Annotated in this window: 12 protein-coding genes; 11 read left to right on the forward strand and 1 reads right to left on the reverse strand. The window is 42.3% G+C overall.

What is annotated here, in order from left to right; genetic code table 11:
• Positions 1 to 34: 34 nt before the first annotated feature.
• From ftsH to BUF11_RS10280, 10 genes are all read left to right on the forward strand, one after another.
• Entirely contained in the window at positions 35 to 2,044 is a 2,010-nt protein-coding gene (gene ftsH / locus BUF11_RS10235; RefSeq protein ID WP_073588731.1) for an ATP-dependent zinc metalloprotease FtsH, read from the forward strand.
• 160 nt (positions 2,045 to 2,204) lie between these two features.
• Positions 2,205 to 4,088 (forward strand): excinuclease ABC subunit UvrC, encoded by a 1,884-nt coding sequence (gene uvrC, locus BUF11_RS10240; RefSeq protein WP_073588732.1) that lies wholly within the window; start codon positions 2,205 to 2,207, stop codon positions 4,086 to 4,088.
• Positions 4,089 to 4,197: 109 nt separating this feature from the next.
• The gene (hprK, locus tag BUF11_RS10245; RefSeq protein WP_073588733.1) at positions 4,198 to 5,142 is read left to right on the forward strand and encodes an HPr(Ser) kinase/phosphatase; all 945 of its coding nucleotides are present in this window, start codon (positions 4,198 to 4,200) and stop codon (positions 5,140 to 5,142) included.
• A 50-nt stretch (positions 5,143 to 5,192) separates the two neighbouring features.
• On the forward strand, positions 5,193 to 6,134 hold the full coding sequence (locus BUF11_RS10250; RefSeq protein ID WP_073588734.1) for an ROK family glucokinase: 942 nt from the start codon (positions 5,193 to 5,195) through the stop codon (positions 6,132 to 6,134).
• Between the two features lie 142 nt (positions 6,135 to 6,276).
• A complete protein-coding gene (gene murB, locus BUF11_RS10255; protein WP_073588735.1) occupies positions 6,277 to 7,188 on the forward strand; it encodes a UDP-N-acetylmuramate dehydrogenase in 912 nt (303 codons plus the stop codon).
• A gap of 23 nt (positions 7,189 to 7,211) precedes the next feature.
• Entirely contained in the window at positions 7,212 to 8,078 is an 867-nt protein-coding gene (gene rapZ / locus BUF11_RS10260) for an RNase adapter RapZ (protein WP_073588736.1), read from the forward strand.
• 3 nt (positions 8,079 to 8,081) lie between these two features.
• The gene (gene whiA / locus BUF11_RS10265) at positions 8,082 to 9,068 is read left to right on the forward strand and encodes a DNA-binding protein WhiA (protein ID WP_073588737.1); all 987 of its coding nucleotides are present in this window, start codon (positions 8,082 to 8,084) and stop codon (positions 9,066 to 9,068) included.
• Entirely contained in the window at positions 9,043 to 9,297 is a 255-nt protein-coding gene (locus BUF11_RS10270) for an HPr family phosphocarrier protein (RefSeq protein ID WP_073588738.1), read from the forward strand. Before whiA ends, BUF11_RS10270 begins: the two co-directional genes overlap by 26 nt.
• Positions 9,298 to 9,585: 288 nt before the next feature.
• Positions 9,586 to 10,980 (forward strand): polysaccharide deacetylase family protein, encoded by a 1,395-nt coding sequence (locus tag BUF11_RS10275; RefSeq protein WP_073588739.1) that lies wholly within the window; start codon positions 9,586 to 9,588, stop codon positions 10,978 to 10,980.
• A 123-nt stretch (positions 10,981 to 11,103) separates the two neighbouring features.
• Entirely contained in the window at positions 11,104 to 11,940 is an 837-nt protein-coding gene (locus BUF11_RS10280) for a helix-turn-helix domain-containing protein (protein WP_073588740.1), read from the forward strand.
• A 5-nt stretch (positions 11,941 to 11,945) separates the two neighbouring features.
• Here BUF11_RS10280 and BUF11_RS10285 read toward each other — a convergent pair whose 3' ends face one another.
• A complete protein-coding gene (locus BUF11_RS10285) occupies positions 11,946 to 13,415 on the reverse strand; it encodes a sulfatase (RefSeq protein ID WP_073588741.1) in 1,470 nt (489 codons plus the stop codon).
• 258 nt (positions 13,416 to 13,673) lie between these two features.
• Here BUF11_RS10285 and BUF11_RS10290 point away from each other — a divergent pair, with 258 nt between their 5' ends.
• Positions 13,674 to 17,162: a DNA polymerase III subunit alpha gene (locus BUF11_RS10290; protein WP_073588742.1), complete on the forward strand. Its 3,489-nt coding sequence runs from the start codon at positions 13,674 to 13,676 to the stop codon at positions 17,160 to 17,162.
• Positions 17,163 to 17,196: the final 34 nt, after the last annotated feature.

Raw genomic sequence — 17,196 nt, forward strand, 5'->3', positions numbered from 1 at the left:
CCGGACGATAATAAGGATACGAAGGAGGTTGGGTATGGATAACAAAAACAGGAATAATAACAAGCCCGGAGCAAACAACAATAATAAGAAGCCATTGCTGTATATTCTGCTGGCTGCCGTTATAACCTTAATATTATTCTCTTTTCTGGCAAAACAGCTCCAGGAAGGCAGCAATATAGAAATAACCTATAATAAATTTTTAAGTATGTTGGACGAAGGCAAAATAAAAGCTGTAAAGCTGGAGTCTGACCGGATAGTAATAGAACCCAAGGAACAGCCAAGTGACGTGTATAATATCAAATATTATACAGGCCGGATTGATGATGAACAGCTGGTAACAAGGCTGCAAAAGGCAAAGGTTGATTTCAAGGGAGATGTTTCCGATACCAAAAGCTCCATTCTGGATATCATCATTGCATGGGTGGTACCATTTTTACTTATCTATGTTGTGTGGTACTTCCTCTTCCGCATGATTTCAAAAAACAGCGGCGGTATGATGGGAGGAGTAGGAAAAAGTAACGCGAAGGTTTATGTGGAGAAAGAGACGGGTGTTACCTTTAAGGATGTAGCCGGTCAGGAGGAAGCCAAGGAATCTTTAAAAGAATTGGTGGATTTCCTTCACAATCCCGGTAAATATACCCGTATTGGCGCAAAGCTTCCCAAGGGCGCTCTGTTGGTAGGACCTCCGGGAACCGGTAAGACCCTGCTTGCCAAGGCGGTAGCAGGAGAAGCAAAAGTTCCGTTCTTCTCGCTGTCCGGTTCTGATTTTGTGGAAATGTTCGTCGGTGTCGGTGCTTCCAGGGTAAGGGATTTGTTTAAGCAGGCACAGCAGATGGCACCCTGTATTATTTTTATTGATGAGGTTGATGCCATCGGTAAGAGCAGAGACAGCCATTACGGCGGCGGTAACGATGAAAGAGAGCAGACTTTAAACCAGCTGCTTTCTGAAATGGATGGTTTTGATTCTTCCAAAGGTCTGGTTATCTTAGCTGCCACCAACCGGCCGGAGGTTCTGGATAAGGCGCTTCTTCGTCCGGGACGTTTCGACAGAAGAATTATTGTAGATAAGCCGGATTTAAAAGGAAGAGTAGATATATTAAAGGTTCATGCCAAGGATGTACTGATGCATGATTCCGTGGATTTAGAAGGAATTGCACTGGCAACCTCCGGAGCAGTAGGTTCCGATCTTGCCAATATGATAAATGAAGCTGCCATTCTTGCAGTAAAGCAGGGCAGAAATGTAGTAACCCAGGAGGACTTATTTGAATCCGTAGAAGTGGTTATTGCCGGTAAGGAAAAGAAGGACCGTATCCTAAGCAAGGAAGAGAAAAAAATCGTTGCTTACCATGAAGTCGGGCATGCACTGGTTACAGCACTTGAAAAAGATGCGGAGCCGGTCCAGAAGATTACCATTGTACCAAGAACCATGGGCTCTTTAGGTTATGTCATGCAGGTACCGGAGGAAGAGAAGTATTTAATGAGCAAGGATGAGCTCATCACCAGAATTGTTACCTTATATGGCGGACGTGCCGCAGAGGAGCTTGTATTCCATTCCATTACGACTGGTGCCTCCAATGATATTGAAAAGGCAACAGAGTTAGCCAGAGCTATGGTAACCCAGTATGGTATGAGCGAAAGATTTGGGCTTATGGGACTGGAATCCGTTGAAAGCCGCTATCTGGATGGAAGACCGGTATTAAATTGCGGAGATGCTACTGCGGCAGAGATAGACCATGAGGTAATGAACATCTTAAAAGAGTGCTATGTAAAAGCCCAGAAACAATTGGCTGGAAACAGGGAAGTACTGGACAGGATAGCAGACTACCTTGTGGAGAAGGAAACCATCACCGGAAAAGAGTTTATGGAAATTCTTAACCAGGTAAGGGAAGAAAAAGGACTTAGCTTCATCGGCAAAAAAGCGAAAGAGAAGGATGGCGAAACAGCCGGTGATAAAGAGAAAACTTCTATAGAGGAAGAGGCAGAAAGCAATCCTTTTAGCAGCCACATAATAAATCTTGATATGAATAAAGAAACAACCGACTGATAATACCGGAGAGACTGCCCAAAACGGTTTTACAGGTAAAGAAAAGATTCGGTGTATGGTCCTGTGAAAGTATCTTGTTCGGATGACAGCCATACACCGAATTATTTTGTTTTGTAAGGAAATCAATTTCCTATTTCTTTCAGGCAGAAAGGAGCAAGGGATGTATTTTAACATAGAAGAAGAACTAAAGAAATTACCGGCAAAGCCCGGAGTTTACATTATGCACGACAAGCATGACACTATCATATATGTCGGCAAAGCCATCAGCCTTAAGAACAGGGTAAGGCAGTACTTTCAAAACAGCAGAAATTTAACACCAAAGATCCAGCAGATGGTTGCAAGAATCCAGTATTTTGAATATATCATTACGGATTCTGAATTAGAGGCCCTGGTACTGGAATGTAACCTGATTAAGGAGCACCGCCCCAAATATAATACCATGCTTAAGGATGATAAAAGCTATCCTTATATCAAGGTTACCATACAGGAAGATTTTCCGAGAGTTCTCTTTGCCAGGCAGAGGGGGAAGGATAAGGCAAAGTATTTTGGTCCCTACACCAGTTCTAAGGCGGTAAAGGATACCATTGAACTTATCCAGAAGCTTTACTTAACCAGAACCTGCAACCGCAATCTTCCCAAGGATATTGGAAAAGAGAGGCCCTGCCTATATTACCATATTAAGCAATGCAAGGCACCTTGCCAGGGTTATATTTCAAAGGAAGGGTACAAGGAATCCGTAAACCAGGCGCTGGAATTTTTAAACGGCAACTTTGCACCGGTCTTAAGACAATTAGAGGGCAAAATGCTTGAAGCTTCTGAAAAGATGGACTTTGAAGAAGCAGCGGGCTACAGGGATCTGCTAAGCAGTGTAAAGCAGATATCCGAAAAACAGAAAATTACAGGACAGGAACAGGAAGACAGGGATGTACTGGCAGTGGCCAGTGCAGGAGATGAAGCAGTGGTACAGGTATTCTTTATACGGGGAGGAAAGCTTATCGGAAGAGAACACCATTATCTGACCAATGTCATGAGTGAAACCAGGAGCAGTCTCATAACCAGTTTTATCAAGCAGTTTTATGCCGGAACTCCTTATGTACCAAGGGAGCTTTATGTCAGCGATACGGTGGAGGAAGAGGGAATCCTCGAAGAATGGCTTACTGCCAAAAGAGGGCAGAAGGTCCACATCAAGATGCCGGTAAAGGGAGAAAAAGAACGGTTAGTAGAACTGGCCAGAAAGAATGCGTCCCTTGTATTGCAGCAGGATGCAGAAAAGATAAAGAGGGAAGAAGCCAAAACCACAGGAGCGTTAGCTATTCTTGGAGAAATGCTTAACATACCCGGCCTGCGCCGCATTGAGGCATTTGATATTTCCAACATCAGCGGTTTTGATTCAGTTGGTTCTATGGTAGTATATGAAAATGGAAAACCAAAGCGCAACGACTATAGAAAATTCAAGATAAAATCTGTTAAAGGACCGGATGACTATGCTTCCATGCAGGAGGTGTTAATCAGGAGGTTTACACATGGTATGAAGGAGCAGGAAGAATTAAAAGAAAAGATGTTGGACGAAGAATATGGAAGCTTTAACCGGTATCCGGACCTTATCCTTATGGACGGCGGAAAGGGGCAGGTACATATTGCCTTAAAAGTTCTGGAAGAATTAAGGCTTTCCATTCCTGTATGTGGTATGGTAAAGGATGATAACCACAGAACAAGGGGACTCCTGTTTGACAATGAAGAACTTCCTTTGTCGCCTGCTTCCGAAACCTTTAAACTGATTACAAGAATACAGGATGAGACGCACCGTTTTGCCATAGAATATCACAGAAGCTTAAGGGGCAAAAATCAGGTTCATTCCATTTTGGACGATATTGAAGGAGTCGGTACAGCAAGAAGAAGAGCCTTAATGAAGCATTACCAGTCCTTAGAGGCTGTGAAAGCTGCCACGGTGGAGGAGCTTGCGGCAATTGAAACTATGAACATACGGGCAGCAAAACAGGTATACGGCTTTTTTCATAAGGAAGAGGAAAATGGTGTAGATTAAAGAAATATTACAGCATTTATGTTTATATTTGCATGCAGCCTTTGGCTGTGATAAAATAACATGGATGAAGCAGCCCCGGATGAAGGGCGTTTTGCGGGAAGGGAGAGTTATGTATACGGTACAATTATCAAAATTAATTGAAAAGATGAACCTTGAAAATCTCACCCCTGAATTGGATATCAGGCACATTAAGCTGTCACAGCCGGATGTAAACAGACCGGCGTTGCAGTTGGCTGGTTTCTTTGATTATTTTGATTCGGAAAGGGTTCAGGTAATCGGGCATGTAGAGAGTGCTTTTTTGCAGAAAATGACAGAAGATGATCTTGGGATTTTTTCCAAGCTTATGGACTACAAAGTACCCTGCATCGTATTTTGCAGAAATATGGAGGTTAGGGAAGAACTTATAAAGCTTGCCTATGAAAAAGGAATTCCGCTCTTAAGAACTGCCAAGACTACCTCCTCTTTTATGGCAGAGGTAATCAGGTGGCTTAATGTCGAACTGGCTCCCCGTATTTCCATTCATGGTGTATTAGTGGATGTCTATGGTGAAGGAATATTAATCACCGGTGAAAGTGGAATCGGAAAGAGCGAAGCGGCTTTGGAGCTTATCAAAAGAGGACACCGTCTGGTAACGGATGATGTGGTGGAGATTAAAAAAGTCAGCGATGACACCTTAATCGGAACGGCTCCGGATATTACAAGGCATTTTATTGAGCTTCGCGGTATCGGTATCATAGATGTAAAGACCCTTTTTGGTGTGGAAAGTGTAAAGAATACCCAGTCCATTGATTTGGTTATTAAGCTGGAGGAATGGAATAAGGATCAGGAATATGACCGTCTGGGACTGGAGGAGCAGTACACGGAATTTTTAGGGAATAAGGTAGTGTGCCATTCCATACCTATAAGACCCGGCAGGAATCTGGCAATTATCGTAGAATCTGCCGCTGTTAACTACAGGCAGAAGAAGATGGGCTATAATGCTGCGCAGGAGCTGTACAACAGGGTAACCAATAATCTGATGAAAAAATCAAGACCGGATGATGAGGAATATTAAAGCATTCACAATATAAGAAAACAGTAAGAACAGAAAGGCAGAAAAATACTATGGGAAATTTATGCTTTGGCATTGATATCGGGGGAACTTCCGTAAAGCTTGGAATATTCACAAAAGAGGGAGAACTTTCGGATAAATGGGAGATTCCCACAAGAAAAGAGGAGAAAGGAAGCTTTATTTTAAAGGATGTGGCTGCTTCTTTGGAGAAAAAAATCGAGGAAAAATCCTTAAATAGAGATGATATCATCGGAATCGGAATCGGAGTTCCGGGACCGGTAAGAGAAGATGGTACTGTTCTGCAGTGTGTAAATTTAGGATGGGGAATCATTAACGTAGCACAGGAAATGAAAACTCTTACAGGTTTTGACACCAAGGTCGGAAATGATGCCAATGTAGCTGCCCTGGGCGAGATGTGGCAGGGAGGCGGAAAAGGCTACAAGGATCTGATTATGGTAACCTTGGGAACCGGCGTAGGCGGCGGTGTTATTCTGGACGGAAAGATTGTAACCGGAAGTAATGGAGCAGCGGGGGAAATCGGACATGTTACCGTAAGTTATGATGAGCCTGAAAGCTGTAATTGTACAAAACATGGATGTCTGGAGCAATTTGCTTCTGCCACAGGTATTGTAAAGGAAACAAAGAGGATGCTTGAGGGCAGTGATGAACCTTCTTCCTTAAGAGAAGTGCCTGTACTTTCTGCAAAAGCAATTTTTGATGCAGCAAAAAAAGGAGATGTGCTTGCCCTTCGTTCAGTTGATCAGTTGGGAAGATATTTAGGCATTGCTCTTTCCCATGTGGCGGCTGTGGTGGATCCGGAAGCCTTTGTAATCGGCGGAGGAGTGTCAAAAGCGGGAGAGATGCTAATTGAAGTAATCAAAAAACACTATGAGCAGAATGTAATGCTTGCCCTGAAGGGAAAAGAATTTAAGTTAGCTACCCTGGAAAACGATGCAGGTATTTACGGCAGTGCCAAATTAATTCTGGGAAAATAACGTGGCGGAATGGTATTGCGAAACCACCCTGCTTATTGTATGATAGAAGCAAAGTAGTTCCAGGTATATCAAATTAGAATAAATCATATATTAAATAAGACAGTTAACGAAAGGGAAGGATATTCCCTTATGTGGAGTAAATATGAGTGAGGTATTTTATCAGAGATTACAAAGCCTGTTTAAGGGAGAACAAATAAAGACAGAAGAACTTCTTGCAAGACATACATCCTTTCAGATAGGCGGACCGGCAGATTATTTTCTGTTACCGGAGGAAGAAAACCAGGTGGCAGAAGCAATAAAGCTGTGTAAAGAAGAAAAGATGCCTTTCTTTATTCTGGGAAAAGGAAGCAATCTCTTAGTCAGTGACCGGGGATATCACGGAGTTATAATAAAACTGGCTAAGAACTTTAGCCGTATAGAGATAGAAGGAAATAAAGTGACTGCACAGTCCGGAGCTTCCCTTTCTAAAATGGCGGAGGAAATAGCAAAAAGAAGTCTGACAGGCTTTGAATTTGCAAGCGGAATTCCAGGAACCTTGGGCGGAGCTGTTACTATGAATGCCGGTGCCTATGGCGGGGAGATGAAGGATATCATTTGCGATGCCACTGTGCTGGATACAGACGGGCGGATACGTTTCCTGAACAAGGATGAACTTCGCCTTGGTTACCGTCAAAGTATTGTGCAGGAGGAGAAAATGGTAGTTCTTTCTGTTTCTCTGCTCTTAAAAGAAGGAAAAGAAGAAGACATTCGGGCTGCTATGGCTGAACTTACAAAAAAGCGGAAAGAAAAACAGCCTCTGGAATATCCCAGTGCAGGAAGTACCTTTAAAAGGCCGGAGGGTCATTTCGCCGGCAAACTGATTATGGACTCCGGACTTAGGGGATACAGTGTCGGAAATGCAGAAGTTTCAGAGAAGCACTGCGGCTTTGTAATAAACAAAGGAGGCGCAACGGCTTTAGAGGTATATACACTGATTCAGGATGTCATCCGTATCGTCTATGAAAAACAGGGAGTCAGACTGGAACCGGAGGTACGGCTTTTAGGAGAATTCTAAGGAAAGAAAGGCCAGGATAACCAATGAGACTAGTTATTGTAACAGGAATGTCAGGAGCGGGCAAAAGCTCGGCACTTAAAATGCTGGAGGATGCAGGGTATTTTTGTGTAGATAACCTTCCAATACAGCTTATTTATAAGTTCGTCCAGATTACCTTTAGCGGAAATGAAAAATTCGATAAGGTAGCATTAGGAATTGACATTCGCAGCGGACAGGCCCTGGAGGAATTAGGTGGTATCTTAAAGGAAATTACGAAAGACGGTTATCATTACGAAATACTTTATCTGGATGCTTCAGATGAAGTTTTGGTTAAACGGTATAAAGAAACCAGAAGGATCCACCCCTTATCGGGCGGGGGACGGGTGGAGCAGGGTATCGGCACAGAAAGAAAGAAGCTTGAGTTTATCAAGAAAAAGGCAGATGTGATTATTGATACCAGCCAGCTGCTTACAAGGGAATTAAAAAGCCAGATAGATAAAATCTATACACTGAACGAAAAATATAGTAATTTTTATATTACGATACTATCTTTTGGATTTAAATATGGAATCCCCATGGATTCCGATTTGGTATTTGATGTCCGGTTCTTACCCAATCCTTTTTATGATGCAAGGCTAAAGCATCAGACAGGGAATGACAGTCCGGTCAGGGATTTTGTACTGAAGGCTCCCCAGGCAGCCGAATTTTTAGATAAGCTATATGATATGTTAAACTTCCTGATTCCTAATTATATCATTGAGGGTAAGAATCAACTGGTTATCAGTATAGGCTGTACTGGCGGAAAACACCGTTCTGTAACGCTGGCAAATGAGCTTTATAGCAGGCTTAAAAGCCTGAAATACGGCTTAAAGGTTGAGCACAGGGATATCGAAAAAGATGCAAGGAGATAAGCTATGTCATTTTCCAAAGAAGTGAAGGATGAGCTGTCCAGACAGCTAAGTCCTGCCAGACACTGTATGATAGCCGAAATTGCAGCGGTAATCAGCCTGTGCGGACGAGTACTTATCAATGACAAAGATTGCATTACTTTGAAAATTCATACAGAAAACATAACCGTTGCAAGAAAGTACTTTACATTAATAAAGAAAACCTTTAATATAAATACAGAAATTTCAATCAGACGGAACTCTTATCTTAAGATGAGTAAGATGTATACTTTAAGCATTGTCGGGCATGATGATGCTGTCAGAATCTTAAAAGCTACCAAGCTAATAGATGAGTCCATGGAAATTGGTGAAAATCTGTCTGCCATCAGTAATCTTGTAATACAGAACGTCTGCTGTAAAAGGGCGTTTATCAGAGGGGCTTTTTTAGCTGCAGGCTCGATTAGTGATCCTGAAAAGACATATCATTTTGAAATTGTTGCACCAAATGAGGACAAGGCAATACAGATCAGAGATATCATTAATAGCTTTTCTGTTGATGCGAAAATTGTCAGAAGAAAAAAGTATTATGTAGTTTATGTAAAAGAAGGTTCTCAAATAGTGGATTTGTTAAATATCATGGAAGCTCATGTAGCACTCATGAATTTAGAAAATGTACGTATACTAAAAGAGATGAGAAATTCAATTAACCGGCAGGTGAATTGTGAAGCAGCCAATATCAATAAAACAGTAATGGCCGCCTCGAAGCAGTTGGAAGATATCAGATATTTGAAGAATACTGTGGGGTTGGGAGAGTTAGCAGAAGGGCTGGAGGAGATCGCCGAACTTCGGTTGGAATACCCTGAAAGCTCTTTGAAAGAATTAGGTGCATTGCTTAATCCGCCTATAGGTAAATCAGGTGTTAACCATAGATTGAGGAAACTTAGTATATTAGCTGATAACTTAAGGGAACAAAAGGAGGAAGTAAATTATGGTAACAAAGAAAATATTGATTAATATTCCAACGGGGTTGGAGGCAAGACCGGTTGCATTGCTTGTACAGGTTGCCAGTCAATATGAAAGCAGTATCTATGTTGAATGTGATGAGAAAAAGGTTAATGCCAAGAGTATTATGGGAATGATGAGCCTTGGACTTATTGCAGGAGAAGAGGTTACTGTTACTGCTGAGGGGGCAGACGAGGAAGTTGCTATGGAGAATATCGAAAAATATTTAAGCAGTAAATAGACAGCAAAAACTGTTGATAATAAGGGACATACGGAAAGAGGGCTGATATATGGTTTTGCAGTATATGGCTCTCTTTTGCTGTGTAAAAGGCTTTTGTAATAAAATATCATATTAATGTAATAAAACCTTAAACATTTCCTGTATTTTCTATGTTATAATATAAAAAGAATGTTTCTGGAACAGGAAAAAATATCTATCATAACTAATACATAAAAAGGGATACTAATTATAAAGAAAAGTAGTGTAAAATAAAAGACAAAAGCGCTGTTTAGAAAGGAAGCTACCAGGATGTCTAATAAGAGAAATAATAAAAAATACAATAAACTAGGTCTGCTGATTATCGAAGCAGTGTTAATTTGCGTGATTGTTGCCGGATATTTTATCTTTATGAAGAACTTTGTTCATGATGATGATAAGAATCCGGATAAAACAGGACAGAATACATCCGGAGATGCAACTCCTTCCGGAACAAATTCAGGCGTAACAGAAACACCGACACCAACAGAACAGACAGAAGAGGAGAAAAGAGAAGAAGAAGCAGAAAAGCTTCTGGGACAGGCAGATTTGTATGCCATGCAGTATGACTATGACAAAGCAATTTCCTTAGTTAAAGGGTTTGATAACTATACACAGGTTAAAGTGCTTACAGATGCCTTGGCAGGCTATGAGGAGAAGAAGAGTACTTTAAAGCGCTTTGGGGCATATGATTCCGCAGAGCAGATTAACCACATCTTCTTTCATATACTGGTAGCAGATACCAGTAAGGCCTTCGACGGAGACTATAAGCAGAAGGGTTATAACTATTATATGACCACCGTATCGGAATTTAATGCGATGTTGGAACAGCTTTATGACCAGGGCTATGTACTGGTTAAGATTCATGATGTTGCCCATAAGGTAAAGGATGCAGACGGTAAAGAGAGCTTTGAAGCGGGAGATATCATGCTCCCTCCGGATAAGAAACCCCTTGTAATATCCCAGGATGATGTGAATTACTATGAGTATATGACAGGGGACGGTTTTGCAAGAAGAATCGTATTGGATAAGGATAACAATCCTACCACGGAAATGGTTATGGACGATGGCAGCGTAAGCATCGGAGATTATGATATGGTGCCGCTTCTTGAGAAGTTTGTAAAGGAACATCCTGATTTTTCCTATAAGGGAGCAAAGGCAATTCTGGCATTAACCGGCTATGACGGCTCATTAGGCTACCGCACCAATGATCCCAAATCGGCAACCTACAAAGAGGATCAGGAAACGGTAAAGAAGATTGTAAAGGTAATGAAAGAAAAAGGCTGGGAATTTGCTTCCCACAGTTATGGGCACAGAGACATGGGAAAGGCTACGTATTCCTTCACCGTAAAGGATACCGACCGCTGGGAGAAGGAAGTCGGAAGCCTGATAGGACCTACCGACATCTATATTTTCCCCTTTGGTCTTGATATAGAAACCACCATGGGACATTACAGCAGTGATAAATTTAAATATCTGAAAAAATTGGGCTTTGATTATTTCTGCGGAGTGTTTAAGGAACCTTGGATGCAGATAAAGGATGATTATGTAAGAATGACCAGAAGGCCTATGGATGGACAGGCCATGTTGGAATTCCCGGAAAGACTGGAGGATTTATTTGATTTAAGCAAGGTAATAGATAAAGACAGGCCTAAATGGGAGAAATAAAATAGAGGACAATTCTTGGAACAGAGGTAGTGTGAAAAATAATAAGATTTTTTACACACAAATTTGTGCCTGCGAAATCCTCGGCCCAAATTTGAGGTGCACTGAAAAGGGCATGGGATTAATATGGAACAGCTGTCATATGAATTTGTTAAGATGTCAAATGATAAATTACCGGTAAAAATTCTCCATAACTATACCAATGAAAGCTACAAAGGCTGTGTGCTTCATTGGCATGAACAGCTGGAGTTCTATTATGTTATCTCCGGTGGTGTATTTATCCTCTGCAATGGCAGGCAGGGGTGGCTTAAAGAGGGAGAAATCGGCTGTATAAACTGGTGTGAGCCACACCGGGGAGCCAGATTCTTAGACAATACGGAGCATTATATTATACAGATAGACCTGGAGAAACTACTTGAAAGCTCCAGCTTCTCCCCTGGTTCCGTATATTTGAGGTATATTCCTACGTTTTTGGGAAGGGATTCGGTATTAGCGGCATTTTTTCAGGAGATTATACAGGAATATTTTAAACAGGAGGAAGGATACGAGCTTCAGATTTATGGTACTCTGTGGCATATCCTGTCCTACCTGCTGCGCAGCTTTATGCTGGCTGATAAAGATAAGACAGAGGATAATCCATCAGGCATTACCCTTGAATTGACTAAGAAGATACTTTTCTTTATTGCCTCTCATTACAAGGACAAACTGACCTTAAAACAGATAGCGGAAGAGGCGGGGTTATCGGAGTCTTATATGTGCCGGATATTTAAAAAGCATACCGGATTTACCGTACTGGATTACAGAAATGAAATACGCTGTGAAAGAGCAGCGGTTTTTATCAGCAATGGAGTTCCGGTAAATGAGGCAGGCTTTTTAGTAGGCTTTGATGATTACAACTACTTTTCAAGGATGTTTCGCAGGAAAAGAGGGATATCCCCGGTTAACTACAAAAAAACATTATGATAGCTCTACCACCATAATCCCTGTTTCGTTTTATAGCGGTTGATTAATTCCTTGGCACCTTCTTCTCTGCCGGTCTTAGTCAGCCGTTTTACATAATTATCAAGGGCATGCCAGGTGTGATATGGTCCGTTTTCCTTCATTACGGTCCACAAAGGGTCGATTTCTGCTCTCGACTTCATCATTGCCCTGTCATGCCAGTCAAGAATGATTCTGGCACCTTTATCACAAAGCTCCGGGAGTTCCTCTTTACGGTCAAATTGTTCATAAGGATCTTCTTTGATGTTAAAGAGCATCTCACGGTCAAATAAATGATATCCGTCATGGTAGGTTCTGATATATAACCAGTCACCAAAACGTGCAGATCTCTGGCATACATGTGCCATCTGGGAAATCACCAGACTGTCCCACCCGGCATCAGCACCTTCTGTTATCACAGGAGAGAAGCTTTCGCCGTCCCAATTTTCGTATTTTGGAGTACCTAACAGGTCCGCCATGGTAGGAAGCAGGTCAAGGCTGTAGTGAAGGCTGTGGTCAATATGTCCCCTCATTCCGCCCGGCCATTTCATCAGAAATGGAATTCGGCAGGTTGCCTGGTCGGCGGTACCATGCTCGGAATAGATACCAAGTTCACCCATAGTCTCTCCGTGGTCAGAGGTCAGAATTACGGCCATATCATCGTAAATTCCTTTCGCTTCTAAAGCGTCAAATACCTGCCCCATAATGTAATCCGCATAATAGATTCCACAGTCATACTCATCTATAACATGTTTCATTTCAGCCAGATTTGTAGCTTTTCCAAGCTGTTTTGGATGTTCCGGAGATTCGTAATCACTGTACATGCCAAGCTCATTGATAGAATGAGGCCCAACATGTTTTAAATGCTTTTGAAACACTTCTTCCGTAATCCAGCTGTTTAAAGGCTCATCTTTAAAGGGATTGGGAAAGCCAAGGGGAGTACGGTAAGGAGTATGAGGATCCCAGAGGTGCAGATGTAAGAACCAATCGTCTTTACTTCCATTTCTCTCAATCCAGTCGAGAGCTACCGGGAGAATTTCCTCCCCCGATTCACCTCCCCTTTTTCCAATATCATAAATCTCCTGGAAACCTGCATGGAACCACCAGGATGAATGGCGCTCTGCAAAGGTACTGATAGAAACCGTATGCATTCCGGCCTGCCGGAAAATATTATGGAAGTTTTCCTGGTCATAGGAAGCGACAAAGTCCCTTGCAGGTCCCTGAAGTCTTCTATCGGCAGCAGTACCGCCGTGTCCCACAGCACCGTTTCGAATGCCGAACATGCCGCTTACCAGACTGGCTCTTGAGGGTAGACAGGGGGCATCGGAACAGTAATAGCTGTTAAAGCGGATTCCCTCTGCTGCTATCCGGTCCAGATTGGGAGTAGTATTACGGTGATATCCGTAACAGCCCATGTGATCCGGACGGAGTGTGTCAATATCAATAAATAGAATTCTCATGATAACCTCCTTTGTGAATATCAAATCTTTGATTAGTTTTACTTATTCTAATAATAGCACCGGAAAATCGCTGTATATAGAGCTATCCTTTTCAAAACTAGCACAATATTGACCTTGTATGAATTGAAAAATTCCTTTGAGGGTTTCTTATTGCAATATGGTAATCCGGGAACAAGTGAGGTATAATAATAGTTATTGATACATGAAAATGGCAGTACAACGTGCAGGTAATACAGTTTTAGAAGGGAACGGTACAATATGAGCTTTACTCATTTGCATTTACATACAGAATATAGTCTTCTTGACGGTTCCGGCAAGATCAAGGAGATGGTAGCCAGAGTGAAAGAACTTGGCATGAACAGCATGGCTATTACAGACCATGGCGTTATGTACGGAGTTATTGATTTTTATAAAGCCTGCCTTGCCGGAGGAATTAAACCGATTATCGGCTGTGAGGTATATGTAGCACCCGGTTCCCGCTTTGACAGAGAAGCCGGGGCCTCCGATGAGAGGTATTATCACCTGATTTTGCTGGCAGAAAACAACACAGGTTACCAAAACCTTATGAAGATAGTATCGGCAGGATTTTTAGAAGGCTTTTACTACAAGCCCCGTGTAGATTTCGAGGTATTGGAAAAATACAGCGAGGGGCTGATTGCACTTAGTGCCTGTCTGGCAGGCGAGGTGGCAAACTATCTGCGCAAGGGCTTTTACGAAGAAGGAAAGAGAGCGGCACTTCATTACCTTCAGACATTCGGAGAAGGAAACTTCTTTCTGGAATTGCAGGATCACGGAATATCTGAACAGGCGGATGTCAATCAGGGACTTCTTCGCTTAAGCGGGGAAACCGGAATTCCTCTGGTCGCAACCAATGACGTACATTATACCATGGAAAGTGACGCGCAGGCTCATGATATCCTTCTATGCATCCAGACACAGAAGAAGGTATCCGATGAGAACCGTATGCGGTATGAAGGCGGACAGTTTTTTATTAAATCCGAGGAGGAGATGAAAAAGCTCTTTCCCTATGCGCTGAATGCTCTTGAAAATACGCAAAAAATAGCTGACAGATGTAATGTAACCATAGAATTCGGAGAATATAAGCTGCCGAAATTTGATGTACCCCAGGGCTTTACGGCATTGGAATATCTGAAGAAGCTTTGCTATGAGGGCCTTAAGGACAGGTATCCGTCTTCCTATGAGGAGCTTTTGGACAGGCTGAATTATGAAATAGATACCATCACCAATATGGGTTTTGTGGATTACTTCTTAATTGTAGGGGATTTTATCAAATATGCCAGGGATAACGGCATCAGTGTAGGGCCGGGAAGAGGAAGTGCGGCAGGAAGCCTGGTATCCTATTCTCTGGGAATTACCAATATTGACCCCATAAAGTATAATCTGCTCTTTGAAAGGTTCTTAAATCCTGAACGGCTTACCATGCCCGATATTGATATCGACTTCTGTTATGAACGCAGACAGGAGGTTATTGACTATGTGGTCAGGAAGTATGGCAAGGACCGCGTGGTGCAGATTGTAACATTTGGAACCATGGCTGCCAGAGCGGTAATCCGCGATGTAGGAAGGGCATTGGATTTAGGATATGCCAGAGTGGATACCGTGGCAAAAATGATTCCCATGGAGCTTGGCATTACCATCGGAAGAGCCTTGGAGATTAATAAGGAGTTAAAGGGATTGTATGATTCCGATGAGGAGATAAGGTATCTTATTGACATGTCCCTGCGTCTGGAAGGACTTCCAAGACATACCTCCATGCATGCGGCAGGCGTCGTAATCAGTAAGGCCCCGGTAGTGGAATATGTACCGGTGTCCAGAGCCTCCGACGATTCCGTTACCACCCAGTTTACCATGACCACATTAGAGGAATTAGGACTCTTAAAGATGGACTTTTTAGGACTTCGAACCCTCACGGTAATTCAAAATGCAGTCCGTCTGCTAAATAAAAACAAAGGGGAAGACGAACTTCTTGATATTGATAAGATAGATTATGAAGACTCTGCCGTATATGCTATGATAGCCGCCGCTAAAACAGAAGGGGTATTCCAGCTTGAAAGTACCGGTATGAAGAGCTTCATGAAGGAATTAAAGCCCAAGAGCATGGAGGATATCATAGCCGGAATCTCTCTTTACAGACCGGGGCCTATGGATTTTATACCAAAGTACATTAAGGGTAAAAATAACGAAGGGAATATTGTCTATGAATGTTCCCAGTTAGAGCCTATTCTTTCTCCTACCTACGGCTGTATCGTATACCAGGAGCAGGTTATGCAGATCGTAAGGGAGCTGGCAGGCTACAGCTATGGACGAAGCGATCTGGTGCGCCGTGCCATGTCAAAGAAAAAGGCATCGGTTATGGAAAAGGAGAGATACAACTTTGTCTATGGCAATGAAGAAGAAGGGGTGCTGGGCTGCATAAAGAACGGTATACCGGAAGCAGTGGCAAACCATATCTTTGATGAGATGACGGACTTTGCAAAGTATGCCTTTAATAAGTCCCATGCAGCGGCTTATGCGGTAGTATCTTACCAGACCGCTTATTTAAAATGCTATTATCCCCTGGAATTCATGGCAGCTTTACTGACATCTGTAATTGACAATGCCGGTAAGGTGGCAGAGTATATCTTTACCTGCCGTCAGATGGGGATTAAGATACTTCCTCCCGATATCAATGAAGGCGATGCTACCTTCTCTGTATCAGGAGGCGCCATCCGGTATGGACTTTCTGCCATAAAAGGCCTTGGAAGACCGGTAATTGAAAGTGTTGTAAGAGAAAGGGAAGCAGGCGGTCCTTTTACCTCCTTAAAGGACTTTGCAGAGAGACTTTCCGGGAAAGAAGTAAATAAAAGGACGGTGGAAAGTTTTATTAAGTCCGGTGCCTTTGACAGCCTTTCCGGAACCAGAAAACAGAAAATGATGGTATACGTCCAGGTATTGGATGAGGTTGTCCAGAACAGGAAGAAAAACTTAACCGGACAGCTTTCTCTCTTTGACTTTGCGGAGCCGGAGGATAAGCAGGAAATGGAGATTACTTATCCGGAAGTAGGAGAATATTCCAAGGAGCAGATGCTGGCACTGGAAAAAGAAGTTATGGGCATCTATGTAAGCGGACATCCGCTGGAAAGCTATGAAGAGCTGCTTAAAAAGAATGTTACCAATACCACTCTTGATTTCGCTCTGGATGAGGAAACCGGGCAGACAAAGGTAGAAGATGGAGCGATGGCTGTAGTTGGAGGAATTATTTCTGCAAAAACTGTTAAAACTACCAGAAATAACTCCATGATGGCATTTATTACCCTGGAGGATATGGCCGGAGCAGTAGAAATTATTCTCTTTCCGAAGGATTATGAAAAGTATAAAACGAACATTTACGAGGATAATAAAATACTGGTTAAGGGAAAAATAGCAGTAGAGGAAGAAAAAGCAGCCAAGCTTATCTGCCAGGAAATCATATCTTTTGCCGAGAATCCTAAGGAAGTATGGATCAAATATAAGGATAAAGAGAGCTTTGTGCAAGATGAACAAAGACTATACAGTATTTTAAGCCAATATGATGGCAATGATCAGGTTTGCATCTATTTGGAATGTGAAAAAGCAATAAAACAACTGCCGAAATCCAAAAGTATTAAGGCAGAAAAGGTACTATTGACGAAACTCTTCGAAACTTATGGCGAACGGAACGTCAGGGTGGTAGAAATGAGTATTGAAAAAGCAAGAAAAAAGGGGTAAAATAAGAACGATTCAAGTTTCTTGGAGGTGAACG

This window comes from Anaerocolumna xylanovorans DSM 12503 (assembly GCF_900143645.1).
Classification (GTDB): domain Bacteria; phylum Bacillota; class Clostridia; order Lachnospirales; family Lachnospiraceae; genus Anaerocolumna; species Anaerocolumna xylanovorans.

Coding starts and splice junctions, on each gene's coding strand:
- hprK (WP_073588733.1), top strand. CDS start 4,198: ATGTATACGGTACAATTATCAAAATTAATTGAAAAGATGAACCTTGAA.
- uvrC (WP_073588732.1), top strand. CDS start 2,205: ATGTATTTTAACATAGAAGAAGAACTAAAGAAATTACCGGCAAAGCCC.
- BUF11_RS10250 (WP_073588734.1), top strand. CDS start 5,193: ATGGGAAATTTATGCTTTGGCATTGATATCGGGGGAACTTCCGTAAAG.
- BUF11_RS10270 (WP_073588738.1), top strand. CDS start 9,043: ATGGTAACAAAGAAAATATTGATTAATATTCCAACGGGGTTGGAGGCA.
- BUF11_RS10290 (WP_073588742.1), top strand. CDS start 13,674: ATGAGCTTTACTCATTTGCATTTACATACAGAATATAGTCTTCTTGAC.
- rapZ (WP_073588736.1), top strand. CDS start 7,212: ATGAGACTAGTTATTGTAACAGGAATGTCAGGAGCGGGCAAAAGCTCG.
- BUF11_RS10275 (WP_073588739.1), top strand. CDS start 9,586: ATGTCTAATAAGAGAAATAATAAAAAATACAATAAACTAGGTCTGCTG.
- BUF11_RS10285 (WP_073588741.1), bottom strand. CDS start 13,415: ATGAGAATTCTATTTATTGATATTGACACACTCCGTCCGGATCACATG.
- whiA (WP_073588737.1), top strand. CDS start 8,082: ATGTCATTTTCCAAAGAAGTGAAGGATGAGCTGTCCAGACAGCTAAGT.
- murB (WP_073588735.1), top strand. CDS start 6,277: ATGAGTGAGGTATTTTATCAGAGATTACAAAGCCTGTTTAAGGGAGAA.
- ftsH (WP_073588731.1), top strand. CDS start 35: ATGGATAACAAAAACAGGAATAATAACAAGCCCGGAGCAAACAACAAT.
- BUF11_RS10280 (WP_073588740.1), top strand. CDS start 11,104: ATGGAACAGCTGTCATATGAATTTGTTAAGATGTCAAATGATAAATTA.